Raw genomic sequence first — 15,215 nt, forward strand, 5'->3', positions numbered from 1 at the left:
GAAATTATTTTTTTCCAAAAACGGAAACTGATTGATTAAATTCTGGATATTTTTTTGCGGTGTCTTCAACTGACAGACCATTACCTGCGCCTTCCCAGGCCTGCTGTAAAGCCATAACGCCACCAGCAGGACCGCTTGGATGCGCCATAATTCCGCCACCTGCCATATATAATAAATCGACCGTTTTGGTACGCCTGTAAGTTTCTACAGCTTGTCCGCCCCATTGCCCAGAAGAGACAACAGGCAATACAGAAAAACCAGTTAAAAATGGTTTTAAGCACGATTCAATTGAGGTTACAACAGAATCGTCAGATTCCCAGAATTTGTTTTGGATGCCATTAACATGGATTTGGTCTACCCCTGCCAAGCGCCATAATTTTTGGTAAGCCGGAAAATCGATACCTAAAAGCGGATGCCTGTTTAGCATTCCCCAGCCATTTCTATGCCCATGAATGGCTAATTCCCTATTATCGCTAATTTTTTTTACACCAGCCAAGCCAACACAATTTAAACTAATCATTGCTGAAGTGCCTCCGCTTTTTACAATCTTTTCGTAATTGCGTTGCATTTGGTCAATTTCATCACTTAAATTAAAGGCGTACATCACTTTCTTACCAGTTTTATCAGCATGATCATTAATCACACTCATAATCGCATCAACACGTTTATCAAATGGAGAATTAGCCGACGAGCCCAATAATTCATCATCTTTGATAAAATCGATACCGGCTTCTGCCAGGGTTTTCACCAATTCGGCAGTTTGCTCCGGGCTCATACCAATACTTGGTTTAATGATGGTTCCAATTAATGGCCGGCCTTTCACATCCGTTAACTTCCTACATCCGTCAATCCCAAATTGCGGACCTTTAAAAACATTAGCAAAAGAATCTGGAAAATCAATATCCATTAATTTTAAGCCGGTGAATTGAGTTAATTCGTATAAATTACCCTGTAAAGTTGAGATAAGCACAGGCAAATTGTATCCAAAATTTTCTATCGACCAGGAAACTTTTATAATTGCCCTTTGATAAATTCCGGGCTTTAACTTTACACTTGGAATTGATGGTTGCCTTGAATTATCTAATTTTTCGATTGATTCTACACGAGCTGCAAATCTTGCTTTCAGCTCTTCAGTTTCACCAGGAACGGCAATAAAAGTACCTGAAGATTGTTCGCCAGCTAAAACCTGAGCCGACTTTTCTAAATCAAGCGGTGTTTCAATATAATATGTTGCTGTAATTCTTTCCATTATTTTTATTCTTGCCGTCATTGCGAGGCGATTCACCTATTTACTTACTCACCGGCAACCAAACCGACATTTCTGAATGACCACGATTTCCCCAGGCAAAATATGGCACCAGTTTAATTTCAGTCTCTACGTTGTTTTTACTTACCGGGCGATACAAAACGTTCTTCCAATTATTTGGTTCAACGATTTTGGCATTTCCAACCAGGCTCATCATTTCTGCACCATCAATATTTATTGGCTTTGACTCAAATTTGGTAGACAGTGGTACGAAAGCATTGAAAATACTTTTGCCTGGTAAATCGGTCGACTCTAAGCAATAAACCACCGGGCCGCGTTTTACGGCAATCTGGTTTCTGTTTTCCTCAATCAAAGGGTTTGCTTCAATTAATGTAGCTTCCATTGGTAAGTTCAACTCTATTACATCGCCCTTTTTCCAAACCCGATTTATTTCTGCATAAGTTCCTGAAACTGCCTTTACATTTTCAACTTTCCCGTTGATGGTAATTTGCGCATTTTGCGTCCATGCCGGAATTCTCAGAAAAACCGAATATGCTTTGTTAGCAATTTCCTTAACAGAAATTTTAATCTTTCCATCCCAAGGATAATTGGTTTCCTGGGTTAAAGAAATTTTATTTCCATCGACTAATTTTGTACTTAAGTTATTGCCACCATATAAATTGAAATACAAGCCCTTATCAGATATACTGTAAGCATAATCGCTAACTTCGGCAATTGTTCTAACTACATTTGGAGGGCAACAATTTGAGAGGCCAATGTAGGGCACTCTATCTTTAGACCAACGCTGTTTGAAAGGTAAATCATCGCTTTGCGCCAGCGGATTGGTATACAAAAACTTCTTCCCATCAAGGCTGATTCCAGATAAAACACTGTTGTGCAGAGCCAATTCCATTACATCAGCATATTTTGCATCAGCTGTAATTTGAAGCATTCGCCAGTTCCAGAGTACATTACCAATGTTTGCACAAGTTTCGTTATGGGCTGTGAAATTTGGTAGTTGATAATCGCGACCAAAAGCCTGATGAATTTTTTGAACATCCGCTGGATTATACGAAGTACCATCAGGAGAAGTGCCATCATATAATGACCCTAAACCGCCAGTGATGTACATTTTATGGCTTTGAACATCATCCCACATCAAATTCAAAGTATTTAAAAGCGAGTCTTTCCCAGTTTCTGAATATAAATCGGCAACGCCAGCATATAGATAACTTGCCCTAACGGCGTGACCCATTGCTTTTTTCTGTTGCAAAAATGGAATTCTATCCTGATTATCGTCTGTTCCATCGTCAATTTTACCCTTAATGGCAATTAAATGCTGTGCCAATTCCAAATAGCGTGGGTCTTGCGTGGTACGATACATCTCTACAACGCCCATGTAATGCGAAGGACAAATGGCATTTCTAGCCAAAGTTGGCGAGGCCGATTTGTAAAAATTGTAGAGATAATCGCTTGCTTTTTTGGCGATATTTAGCAAATTCGTTTTGCCTGTAGCACGATAATGAATACATCCAGCCGTCATCAAATGGCCGATATTGTAAGATTCAAAGCTTAATCTATCCTGAAATTGATTTTTAGAGCCCGTTTTACGTTGCTCAATCATTGCTTTGGTGTAAATGTATCCATCTTCACGTTGCGATTTTCCTATAACTTCGATGGCTTTATCCATCATTTCGTTAAGCTTAGGATTTTTTGTTGATGCATAAAGCACCGCAACGGCTTCTAAAGTTTTGTAGTAATCTCCATCATGAAATGATGGCCCGGAATGTGAACCTGTATCCAAACCAGCAGCAATTTCAAAATTTTTAAACGCATGGCTAATTTTCGGGTCGTTATATATTGCCCACATATTTGGAACCATGGTTTCGGTGGCTACCTTAAATCTATCTGCCCAAAAACCTTTCGTCCAGGTTACATCACTCATATCAATGCTGTGCAACTTGGCAAACTTGCTGTTTGAAGTATTTAACAGAGCTTTATCTTGAGCGCTTATCTTTAAAAAGCTTGAGGCTAAGATGATAATTAATGCAAATTTGTTGTTCATAATTCTATAATTTTCTTGCCGTCTTTGCGAGGAACGAAGCAATCTATTTTAATAATTAGATTGCTTCGTGCCTCGCAATAACGACTGATTTATTTCTCTTCAAACTGTATAACAACAGGGCCAAATAAACCAGCTGGATTTAATGATTTTCCTTCCAATCTAAAAGGAGCAGTTGTTTTTGTAAGTCTTTTATCTTCTGGCAGTTTATTATCGCCAATCAAACGGTTAGCCCAGGTATTTACGACTTCAATGGTTATTTCATTTTTACCTTTTTTGATGGCTTTGCTAATATTTAGCCGATGAGGTGCAGTCCATAAAGTTCCGCAGCTTATACCATTGATTTTAACCTCGGCCATACTCGAAAAACCACCCAAATCAATCCAGGCGTTTTTGACATCACCTTTGTAATTAAATGTTTTAGTATAAATAGCCCTTCCGGAATAGTATTTTATTAAACTATCCGAATGCTTTGACCAATCTATTAACTCGTTAAACAAAACTGGTTTTGCCGGACCGCCGTAAGTGGCATCAAATTGAACTTGCCAGCTTTTTGAAATATCCTGTGCAGTTTTAAAATTCGACCAATTATTTCCGTTGGAAAATTGAGTTTCAGCAGTACTTTTATCAAAAATTACAAACAGAGATTGATTAGGATCCATCTTTAAAGCAATATTTGTTCTTCCATCTTTTACAGACCAACTACTTAAAGTAGTTGTATCATTTGTAACAGCATTATAAAGCTTTGGAAGCTTTCCATTTAATCTAAATGAAAAAATTAAATCTCGTTGCTTATTCTCTTGATTTGAAATGAAATAAACATCTTTAAAATCACTTTTTCTATGTGCGTATGATATGTGCTTCGGTAGCGGAATCATCGAACTCAACAATGGTCCCTTTTCTTGTATCTCTAAATCCTTTTCTAAGCCCAGACTGTTAAAAGCATTGCCTTCAAACGGTGCTTTGTAAATTTGACCCAAACCTAATTTCTTGATGTAAATAGGCTTACCACCACTTTTGAACGAATCGAAATTACCACCCCAGATTTCTTCTACAATCTGTTTAAAATCTGATTCAGAAACCTGTTTAATTCCATTTTGATAAAGCGGCTTATCTGAGATGATTACCTTGGCACCAGCTTTAATTAATTCTGCAAGTTTGCGCACAACTTCGTAGCTCATGTATTGGTAATTCGGATTCATTTTCATTTGTCCGGGAATAACCAATATTTTATAGCTTGCACCACTCTCAAAAACCACCTCCCCATTTTTAACGGTTGCAGCGCTTAATACATCCGGATTAAAGCTATCGTAAGCATATCCGCGAAGCGGATTTACCCAATTTTCAGGGTCGGCCATGTTTGCAGAATGTGTAACACCTGCCGGGATTTGCCTTAACGGTTCACCAACATTTGCCAACCTTTTTCTCTCAGCTTCAATAACATCATCGCCAAAAATCCCTGGCAAAGTTTCAACCAATCTATCCGGCAAAACCGATCGACGAGGCAATTCTTCTCCAGAAAAAACGGCAACATCAATTACGGGTTTTCCTTTTTGCAACAAATTTTGAGTCCGCTCTGCATAATCTATCCAAGCTTTACCGAGCTTCCACCAGGTTTGGTCTCGTTGAAAATATAAGCCTACACCATCTAAAGTAACGCCCGGTTTTCTATCTGTAAAAGGATTTTGCACAAAAACGTGATAAACCAGTTTGTTTATCCCTAAGGCATAATTTCTGTCTTGAAGCGTCTTCATATTCGCCGGACTTTCATTCCAATCCATACGAACAGTTGTAAAAGCCTCTGCCTGGATGATGTTTTTACCATAAATATGCGCTCCTGAAATGGCATCCAACATATCGTTTGGTTTATCATGCGTTGGGCTATTCAACCAGAACTCGCCCATTGGTACGTCAACTATTTTGTAATGCATTAAACCATCACTCAGCATGGTTGGCGCAATACTTTCCGCAGTAAAAGTTACACCTTGTTCTTTGGCTAAAGCGGCTAAAGTTTTGTAAAACTGATCTATAACCAATTCAGAAATGGTTTTTCTAACATCATATAAGAAATCCTCAGACAATTTGCTGCTTTCCACAGGTAATCCTGTCATTATCGGAAGATAAGGCGTTAAATCATAACCTCTGCGCTTCAAAAACTCTGCTTTAAACAGCAGCGACCAATTCTGACTACCACATTCCCAACTATCTACATGAAAAGTGCTTAAAACTTTCTTTGCTATTTCTGGCCCACCATGTTTGATTGCTTCGCCATACCAGCTGTTGAACTGCAATTTTACCGCCTCTGGATTAAATTTATCACATTCTAAACCTTTACCTCCACCTGCAGTTGCATTTGTATGCCCGGTTGATGTATGCCCAACCCTAAGAATTGTCCAATTTCCATTCGGTATTTTCCAGTTTAAGCTTCCATCAGGATTCAATTTATCCGTTATATTGATGATTTTATTTAATGGAACACATAGATTTTTAGCAATTTGTTCATCAGTGCTTCTATGGCTCACTCTCCAAACCGAACCATTTTTGCCTTCAAACTGGTTAATTTGTGCTTCGGAAGATAACTCGAGGTTTAACAGTTTCAAAGATGGCTTCCACTTTGCCGCATCTAAATCCTCAGCACCAGGTTCAGAGCCTTTTTTATCATAAATAAATCTAAAGAATTTTGCTGTAATAGGTTTGATGGAATGCGTTACATCTTCATCCGTATCTTGCCAACCGTGGCGTGGCGCTTCTAACCTGCCGGCAGAACGAAAGTTTTTTCCATCGTCACTTACCTCGATGGCTAATCGCTGTGCCTGGTAATTATTCCCACTGATTTTGATAGTTACCGTTCGGCAAGTAAAAGGCTTTTCAAATTCGTACTGAATGTAACAAGGCTCATTTGAACCAAAACTTTTTTTGTTTCCAACCTGAACCAAGCCTGTTGCATCAGCCCCGTTACTTGCTGAAATTTTCGGACTAATGTTTCGCGTAGATATACCTTCGCCAACTGGCGAGGGATAAGCGTAAATGGCAATATCCTTGTAATAATCTTCGTTATGTTCTGGTTTAGGTAAAATTATTTTACCTGTTGATTTAGTGACATTTATTTTAGACCAAACAACCTTTTGCATAGAAAGTTCTGGTGTAATCCATGGACCACCAGCCAGAGCGAAACCATCGCTTACATGCATCCCAATTTTTAGGTTTAAACGTTTAGCTTCAGCCATTGCAAACTCTACCAGTTTCCACCATTCTGGCGTTAGCTGCACTGCAGGAGGATTGTAAACCGGATTTTTATCTGGCCCTTGAATACTCATTAAATATGCACCTGCAATTCCATTAGTTTTCATGGCTTCCAAATCAGCAGTTATGCCTTCTTTTGAAACCGCACCTTTTACCCAATACCAAAATACCCACGGTTTTGCACCATCGCTTTGCTGAGCCTTGAGGTTAAAGCAAATGGCAAAAAGCAGCAAAAAAATTGTACTAAACCTAAATTTCATATTGGGTTAATTTTTTATTTCAAAAGAGATTGCTTTCCCTTAGATACATGATAGGCAGCGCCACTTAATGACGATTCAATTATTATTTATGAACGATTTTATAACCTCTTAATCCGAAGAATAGAATAATTAAATAACAAACTAATGGAATGCTGTAACCGATTTGAATATTATCGCCGTACATATCAATTAAACTTCCCATCGCATAAGGTAAAATTGCTCCCCCAACAATCGACATGATTAACCAAGATGAACCTGGCTTAGTATCATCGCCAATGCCATCAATGCCCAGCGCAAATATGGTTGGAAACATTATCGACATGAAAAAACCTAAACCGCCTAAGGCATAAACCACCACAACACCGCTACCAGTAATGGCTACAATACTCAACAGCACTGATATTACTGCATAAATAGCCAGTAATTTATTTGATGCGATGTAGCGTAGCAAAGCAGTACCTACAAAACGACCTACTAAGAATAGCGTACCATATAAGCCTAAATAATATAATGCTGTATATTCATCAAAACCTCCAGCTTGCTGTGCCGCCCTGATAAAAAAACTGGTTACACAAACTTGCGCACCAACATAGAAAAACTGTGCAATAACCGCCCAACGCAAATGTTTATGCTTTAATGCACCTAAAAAGCTTCCTTGGGAAATACCATCTTTACTGGCTGTTTTCACTTCGGGTAACTTCATAAAATAAAATAATATGGCCACGAGAACTAAAATTGTTCCGAGAATGATGTATGGTGTTTTTACAGTTGAAGCTTCCGTTAAGAAATAATTATTTCTAACAGTATCTGTCATTGCGGCTAATTCTTCTTTAGTGTGAGATTTTCCTGAAAGAATAAAACGACCTACAATGGTGGCTAAAGGTGCTGCTAAGCCATTAAATGTTGCGGCAAGGTTTAATCGCCATGCTGCTTTATCGGGACTGCCCAAAATCGCTGCATAAGGATTCGCGGAGGTTTCTAATAATGTTAATCCACAACCTATGATAAATAGCGCAACTAAAAAGGTTATATAGGATAAGTTATTTGCTGCCGGAACGAATAAAAACGCACCAAAAGCAAAGGCTAACAAGCCGGTAATCATAGTTGATTTATAACCAAATCTTTTTAAAAGAATTCCGGCAGGTATAGCCATTAAAAAGTAAGCTAAAAATACTGAAGTATCAATTAAGGTAGATTGGCTATTACTCAGATTACAAGCCTTTTTTAAATGCGGAATAAGGATGGAATCTAAATTGTGTGCCATCCCCCAAAGGAAAAATAAACTTACTACAAGTATAAAAGGTAAAAGGTAATTTTTCCCTGAAGATTGGTCGCCCTCGGTAATAATTTCTGGTTGTGTGTTGTGGTTCATTATATTTGGTTTATTTTGGTTCAGTGGTTTATTGGTTCAATTGTTCACTAGTCATTTGTTCATTTGTTAGCGAGTGTATTAAAACATGTAGCTAATTAGTTCATTTGTTCTAAAGTGGTAATAGGCATCCAGACCAATTCACTAATAAACAAATGAGCCAATGAACTATTTCTTCCTTACTACAAGAAGATGATCGCAAACAAGAACGACTTCTCCTTGCTGGTTTATTATTTCTACATGCTCGGTTACCGTTCCATATTCAGGTCTTTTGCTTTCTCCTTTTTCAGAAATCGTAATTTCCGAATGGATGGTATCGCCAATAAAAACAGGTTTTACAAAGCGTAATTTATCGTAACCTTTAGACATCGCTTCAGGATTTATTTCTGAGGCGGTTAATCCAATTCCAATGCTAAAAATCATTGTTCCATGGGCAATACGCTTTTTAAAAGGCTGTGTGGCGCACCATTCTGCATCCATGTGGTGCGGAAAAAAATCGCCGGTATGGCCTGCATGCACTACAAAATCTGTTTCGGTTATCGTGCGACCTAAGGTTACACGTTTATCTTGTAATTGGTAATCTTCAAAAAATGTTGATTTGAAATACATATTTTTTATCTATCTTTTATTTGCCATGATTAAAATCATGGGTTATATTATTTCCACATTGGCATTGACACCCAACTGGGCCTAGCCACTACATCTTCGTTCTACTTAAACCGGCCTAACAAATTTTTCGGGTTGCAGTTTCCTTGCCTAATCAGAAACTTTAATAGAAAAATTTTAAGCCGGGAGTTTTGTTTCTTTTGCGGTCAAAAGAAAAAAGCCTGTCTGGCTAAGACAAACTAAAAGATTGCTTCGTGCCTCGCAATGACGATGCGCCTATCCAACCCTAACCCCTCCAATATCACTCGATTTATATGCACTTTCTACAACTGCCATCGTTTGTATCACATCTTCAACACTTGTATGCAATACCTCATCACTTCCCTCATTATATCGCATTAAATTAGCCATAGTACCGATAAACGCTTCCGGAAACCATGAACCATCTAAATTAACCTTTTGCCATTCTGGCGATTTACCATCTTCAATTAGGCAGTATTCAAAAACATCAGGCACGCCGTGCGGATAATCCATCAATAAGCCTATTTTGGCTACAATTGCGCCTTTAGTTCCCTCCCATTTTATATAGCTTTCCTGATGGTTTGGACCGAAATCATGGTCGTGGTTGGTGTTAATTACCGCATGCATAGTATCTCCATAATCAAATAAAATCGTACTACGAGATGATGATAAACTCTTTGCCGGATGCTTCAAAGTTTTAGCTAAAACACTTTGCGGATTGCCCAAAAACGAACGAATTAAATCGACATAATGAATACTGTGATACTGAATTTCTAACCGTGGGTGAATGATAACATGCGGAAAAATCTCCCATGGCGTTTTAATCGTAACCCGAACTTCCACATCGTACAATTCGCCAATTAAACCTTTATCGATTAAATATCTGGCCGCACTTACAAAAGGTGCAAAACGTAACTGAAAATTTATTGCCGCTTTTAAATTCTTCGCCCTGCATAGTTCTAAAATTTCATTTGCCTGTGCAAAATCATCGCCCATTGGCTTTTGAATTAACACGGCACTACCATCTGGCAATTGGTTTAACGCATCAATGTACTGCGGTGGCATGGTGGTTAAATCATATACAGCATTTGCAGGAGCATTGGCAACAGCATCAGCAACCGTATCATAAACATTCGGAATGCCGAAAGCATCAGCTAATTTTTGCGCTCTCTCTTTAGTTCGATTTACAATTCCGAAAACCTTAAAGCCTGCAATTTTATATGCCGGAAGATGGGCATCGGCAACAATTCCACCCGCACCGATAATGATGATGGGTTGCTTCGTTTTTGGTAATTCAGGCTTATATTTTATATTAATACTCATTTATCAATCTCGTTAATTCGTTTTTGAGCTTTCTCGATAAGTTGCTCGGTAAGTGCATCTGTATTAATTGCATTTAAAACCATTTCATCAATAATTGCTGCTATTGCAGCCCAATTTTTCTTCTGCGGAAGCATATTCGCAACCTCATGCAGTTGCGCTAATTTATGATAATAAGGAATGATTTGATTAGTTTCTTCATCATTCCAGGTTGAAATTCTACAGCCAATGCCACCCTCTAATGTAAGCTGTTTATCTTGTTCTTCGGCTAAGGCAAAGCGAAGAAAATCGTAAGCAATTTCTTTATTTTTACTGCCTTTGGCGATGGTATAAAGCCAATATACATTTAAGGATGCTGAGTTTTTACCTTCTACCGATGGTAGTAATTCTACATCAATTTTGCCTTTAACTTTTGAATTTTCATCAACCTCACACATTGCAGCAAAGCCAAACCAGTTAATCATCATGGCTGCTTCGCCTTGCGAAAACGCAATTCCGGCGGCTACAGATTCAAATTCATTAGATTTTGGGTGAACAGCTGTTTTATCATTTACAATAGTCCGATAGAAATTTAAGCCATCAATAGCAGCCTGGTTATTAATCTGGATTAACCCGTTCGCATCAACTAAACTTCCTCCCCTGGTCCACAGTTGTAAGCAGAAATCAAATACTGTATTGTGGCCATCAGGATAACACGCAAAAATACTTCCGTATAAATTATCAGCAGGGCGATAAAAAAACTGTGCTATCTGATAGAAATCTTCCCATGTTTTAGGAACTTCAAGCGCTTTACCATAAGTAGACTGATAGTTTGCTTTTTCAGTTTCACTTTCAAATAAATCTTTACGGTAGATAAAACATTCAGGTCCATCATGAAATGGCAAACCAACAACCTCCCAGCCAAAACGTTGTAAGGTTAAAAGCGATTTACTCCAACCTTTCGGAAAATCCCGCGGTTTATTTTTATTGATGTAAGGATTTAAAACTTCAAAATCCTGATTAAAATAGCCTTCTAAAACCCAATCTGTACTGATGTGCGCAATATCAAAATCGCCATTGGCTAATCCTTTTTTAGTGATAGTGTTTTCGTAAAGTTCATGTAAATCCATCACCACCATTTCCAACTCCAGTTTACAGCCCGAAAATTTGCAGTATTTAGTCCAAAAATCCTGCATAGCAGTTTCAAAGGGTGCAAACTTGCGAACGGCAATTTTAAAAGTGCTTATTTGGTTATGCATTTGCAGTTGTATTCTGGGTAATAAATTCCTGGATAATTTTTTCGTTATCCTGACCTAATTTAGGCGAGCCTTTTGATGAAAACAATAATTCTCCATCAATACGAATGGGGCATCGGGTGGTTTGATATTTATAACCATCAACCATCTCAACCTCTTGTATCATATTTAAAACCTTAAAACCATCGTGAGCCATTAAAGCATTCCAATTCAACACATCAGCACACCAAATATCGGCTGGCTCTAGTTTAGAAAGCCAGTTTTCGGTGGTATCAGATAAAAGATGGTTGGCCAGAATCGCCTTAATTTCATCACGTTTATCAAAAGCTTCATTAATTTCAATGTAGTTTTCCAAAGCTTCGCAATCTAACAAAACAGCAAGTTGTGGTATTGAACCCATCGCCAGTGCTAAATATCCGTTTTCTGTTTGATAAATGCCATACGGAGCACCTAAATATGCATTCGCATTGTTGTTTTTAGAACGTTCTGGCAAAGTTCCGCCATCATTCATAAATGTTGTAATGGTTTCAAACTGAAAATCGTAAGCAGATTCCATCATGCTTATTTGCACAAAACCACCTTCATTTTTAATCGCTTTGCGATACAAACAAGCTAGTAAACCTTGGGCTAAATGTGCTCCGGCAAGCATATCTACAATGGATAAACCCATAGCAACCGGGCCGCTGTCTGCATTTCCGGTAAGGGATGTTAAGCCAGTTACGGATTGCAAAAGTAAATCCTGTCCGGGTTTATTTTTCCATTCGCTTTCGGTTCCATAACCAGAAATTTCTCCATAAATGATATTTGGATTTATGTTGGTAACAGATTTATAATCAAAACCTAAGCGTTCCATTACACCAGGGCGGAAATTATGAATCATTACATCTGCTTTTTTAAGCAGTTCGCGAACAATTTCGCAGTCATCTTCATTTTTTAAATCGACTTCAAAACTTTCTTTATTTCTGTTGATGGCATGAAAAACCGACGATTCGCCATTCATAATCAGGTTTGAGGTGTATAGCGTACGGCAAATATCGCCAACGCCTAAACGCTCGATTTTAATTACCCGAGCACCCATATCTGCTAAGCGCAAGCTCGCCGATGGCCCAGAAAGAAACTGGCTGAAATCGATAACTAAATAATCTTCAAGCGGTTGCATAATTATAATTTTTATTAAAAATTCGTCATGCTCTCCTGAATTTTCGGGATCAGCATCTTTTTGCTTAAGACCCTGAAATAAATTCAGGGTGACGACTGTTATTTTATTTCATTTTAATTGTCATTCTGAGCGTGCCGAAGAACTTTTTAAATGCGTTTCGACAGGCTCAACGTGACAATTTGTTTAATTCAAACTTCTTTTCTTTACTATTTGCATCCGCACCTCGTCATTGCGAGGTACGAAGCAATCTCTTCTTTTGTGTAAATTATAAAGAGTGCTTTTAAATGAGATTGCTTCGTCGTAGCTCTTCGCAATGACGGAGTTAAGTTAATTCAAACTCTCTATTAATCTCCTGCGTATCAAATCCAAGTTTTGGCGCAGGTTTTGCCGCAAATAACTTTTCATTATCCAAACGAATCGGACTTACAGTTGTGTTTATTTTTTTTCCGTTGCTTAATTCTAAATCTTGTTCAATCTGCAAATTTTTATAAGTGCTTAAAGATGTTGCCGTTTGATAATTTAGAACTTCGGCGCACCAAATGCCATTACTTTCCAAAAGGTTAACCCAAATTTTAGTTTCTTTTTGTTTGAATGTTGCCGCCAAACGAATAATTAATTTATCGCGATTATCGAAGGCTGAGCCGGCTTCGACATATAAATCATCGATATTGCAATTTATAATGGCACAAATATTTGGCAGATTACCCATGGCCATTGCAATATAGCCATCTTTGGTTTCATACATCCCGTAAGGTGCGCTTAAATAGGCATGTGCACTACCTTTCGCCCCGCTTCTATCAGGTAATTTTCCACCATCATTTAAATATGTGGTAATAACCTCAAACTGAACATCTAAAATCGATTCCAACAAACTTACCTCAACCAAAACGCTTTTATTCGTTTTTGCCCGCTTGATTAAGGCCGCCATAATACCTTGCGCCAAATGGTTTCCGCACATAATATCAGAAACTGACAAACCGAATGGCACCGGACCGTCGGTATCTAATCCGGATAGAAATGTTAAACCCGAAACGGCCTGAACCAACAAATCCTGACCAGGTTTATTTCGCCATGGACCTTCATTACCGTAACCGGTTACTACGCCGTACACGATTTTTGGATTTATGGCTTGAACATTTGCGTAATCTAAACCAATTTTTTCCATCACACCCGGACGGAAATTATGCGTCATTACATCAGCTTTGCTTATAAGTTTCTTTAATTTTTCTAAATCTTCCGGATTTTTTAAATCGGCAGCATAACTTTCTTTATTACGGTTAATGGTATGAAAAAGCAAGCTATCTTCCTCTACAAAAAGATTTTTGATGGATAATTGTCTGCAGGCGTCGCCACTGTTTGGTCGCTCGATTTTAATTACACGGGCACCTAAATCAGCCAGTTTTAAGCCAGCCGATGGCCCTGCCAAAAACTGACAAAACTCTAAAACCAAAAGTCCTTCTAATGGTCTGTTCATGATAAAACTAAAGTTTTAGATTTTTGGAATAGCTCATTCATTTTTGATAGAACCTGAATTTCATCGCCACCATTCATTAAATAATCGCGAACAACATCGCCTGCGTGGTCTTGAAAATACATAGAACCATGGTAACGTGGGCGAAGGAAAGCACGTTGCAGTGCCGGTAAAGTATTTGCAAAATAATTTTGGCTCTGGCGATTTACCTCTTCATTTTGCCAGGCGGCTAAATGACCGGGCTGACCGCCATTTTCATAAAACAATGTAGCCTGACAAGTTGGAGAACCTACAAATTCTACATATTTGGCTGCAATTTCTAAATCTTCGCATTTGGATGAAATGGCCAAACCTGTTCCACCTAAGGTGCTTCGCAGATTTGTTTTTCCATCTAAGGATATCATATCGTGGAAATGCAAAGTTTTACGGGCGTAACCATTTCTAGAATAATTGGAATAGCCATAAGCAAACGGGCAATAAGCAATTTCATCGCTCTGCGTCATCGCTTCATAAACCTGTATTGGGTTTCGGTTGAAATTTGCTTTATCCATTTTTGAAGCTAACTCACGATACATTTGTAATGCTTTAACCCCAGTTTCAGTCGAAACCACTTGTTCATCATTTTGACAAGGGTCTTCGCCCGAAGAACAGCAAAGCGTGTAAAAGTTCATTAAAACATCTATCGGAATACCAGCAAAAGCCATTAAGCCTTTATTTGCAAGTGCTAATAAATCATCAAATGATTTAGGCAATTGCAGGCCTTTTTCGGCAAAAATATCTGGTCGCGATGCGGCTACAGGCGTTGCCGCATCAATTGGCAAAGCCCATAAGTGCGTATCATAAAAGTAACTTTCATATGATTGACCAACAGAATTTTGCTCCTGGTCATTTAAATATTCATCCGATAGGTAAAAATCTAAAGGAACAATTGATTTTGTTTTTGCAGCAAAACCAGCCCAAGGATGGTCGATAACCAGCAAATCAAATCGCTCTGCTAATTCCTGAATTGAAAAATCTGCAAATTGCTGCAAACTTCTTTTTTCCCAAGTGATGTTCACATTCGGATTGAGTTCAGAAAATCGCTGTGCCGTTGCAACCATAGGCAAAAGTCCGCGGCTGTGGTTCCAGGTTATTCCTTTTAAATTTATCGTCTTCTCCACTTTATTTACTCTATTTATATTTATTAAACCGCTAACTTAAGCCAACGGCAATGAATGCTATTA

General features: G+C 38.3%; 10 protein-coding genes. All 10 read right to left on the reverse strand.

Annotated features, from left to right (window positions below; all coding sequences use genetic code 11):
• Positions 1-4 precede the first annotated feature (4 nt).
• Entirely contained in the window at positions 5-1,249 is a 1,245-nt protein-coding gene (locus LUA90_RS10295; RefSeq protein WP_231490896.1) for a ribulose-bisphosphate carboxylase large subunit family protein, read from the reverse strand.
• 40 nt (positions 1,250-1,289) lie between these two features.
• On the reverse strand, positions 1,290-3,311 hold the full coding sequence (locus LUA90_RS10300) for a glycoside hydrolase family 127 protein (protein WP_231490897.1): 2,022 nt from the start codon (positions 3,309-3,311) through the stop codon (positions 1,290-1,292).
• An 89-nt stretch (positions 3,312-3,400) separates the two neighbouring features.
• Entirely contained in the window at positions 3,401-6,811 is a 3,411-nt protein-coding gene (locus tag LUA90_RS10305) for a glycosyl hydrolase (protein ID WP_231490898.1), read from the reverse strand.
• 82 nt (positions 6,812-6,893) lie between these two features.
• Entirely contained in the window at positions 6,894-8,183 is a 1,290-nt protein-coding gene (gene fucP / locus LUA90_RS10310; protein ID WP_231490899.1) for an L-fucose:H+ symporter permease, read from the reverse strand.
• Positions 8,184-8,348: 165 nt separating this feature from the next.
• On the reverse strand, positions 8,349-8,789 hold the full coding sequence (locus tag LUA90_RS10315; protein WP_231490900.1) for a MaoC/PaaZ C-terminal domain-containing protein: 441 nt from the start codon (positions 8,787-8,789) through the stop codon (positions 8,349-8,351).
• Positions 8,790-9,062: 273 nt separating this feature from the next.
• Complete coding sequence (locus LUA90_RS10320) at positions 9,063-10,130, reverse strand: Gfo/Idh/MocA family protein (RefSeq protein ID WP_231490901.1); 1,068 nt, start codon at positions 10,128-10,130, stop codon at positions 9,063-9,065.
• The gene (locus LUA90_RS10325; protein ID WP_231490902.1) at positions 10,127-11,365 is read right to left on the reverse strand and encodes an extracellular solute-binding protein; all 1,239 of its coding nucleotides are present in this window, start codon (positions 11,363-11,365) and stop codon (positions 10,127-10,129) included. Before LUA90_RS10325 ends, LUA90_RS10320 begins: the two co-directional genes overlap by 4 nt.
• The gene (locus LUA90_RS10330; protein ID WP_231490903.1) at positions 11,358-12,521 is read right to left on the reverse strand and encodes a CaiB/BaiF CoA-transferase family protein; all 1,164 of its coding nucleotides are present in this window, start codon (positions 12,519-12,521) and stop codon (positions 11,358-11,360) included. The genes LUA90_RS10325 and LUA90_RS10330 overlap by 8 nt, the downstream gene beginning before the upstream one ends.
• 322 nt (positions 12,522-12,843) lie before the next feature.
• Positions 12,844-13,995, reverse strand: a complete 1,152-nt coding sequence (locus LUA90_RS10335) for a CaiB/BaiF CoA-transferase family protein (RefSeq protein ID WP_231490904.1) — start codon at positions 13,993-13,995, stop codon at positions 12,844-12,846.
• On the reverse strand, positions 13,992-15,152 hold the full coding sequence (locus LUA90_RS10340; RefSeq protein WP_231490905.1) for an ABC transporter substrate-binding protein: 1,161 nt from the start codon (positions 15,150-15,152) through the stop codon (positions 13,992-13,994). The genes LUA90_RS10335 and LUA90_RS10340 overlap by 4 nt, the downstream gene beginning before the upstream one ends.
• Positions 15,153-15,215 lie beyond the last annotated feature (63 nt).

It is taken from the genome of Pedobacter sp. Leaf170 (assembly GCF_920984665.1).
Taxonomy (GTDB): domain Bacteria; phylum Bacteroidota; class Bacteroidia; order Sphingobacteriales; family Sphingobacteriaceae; genus Pedobacter.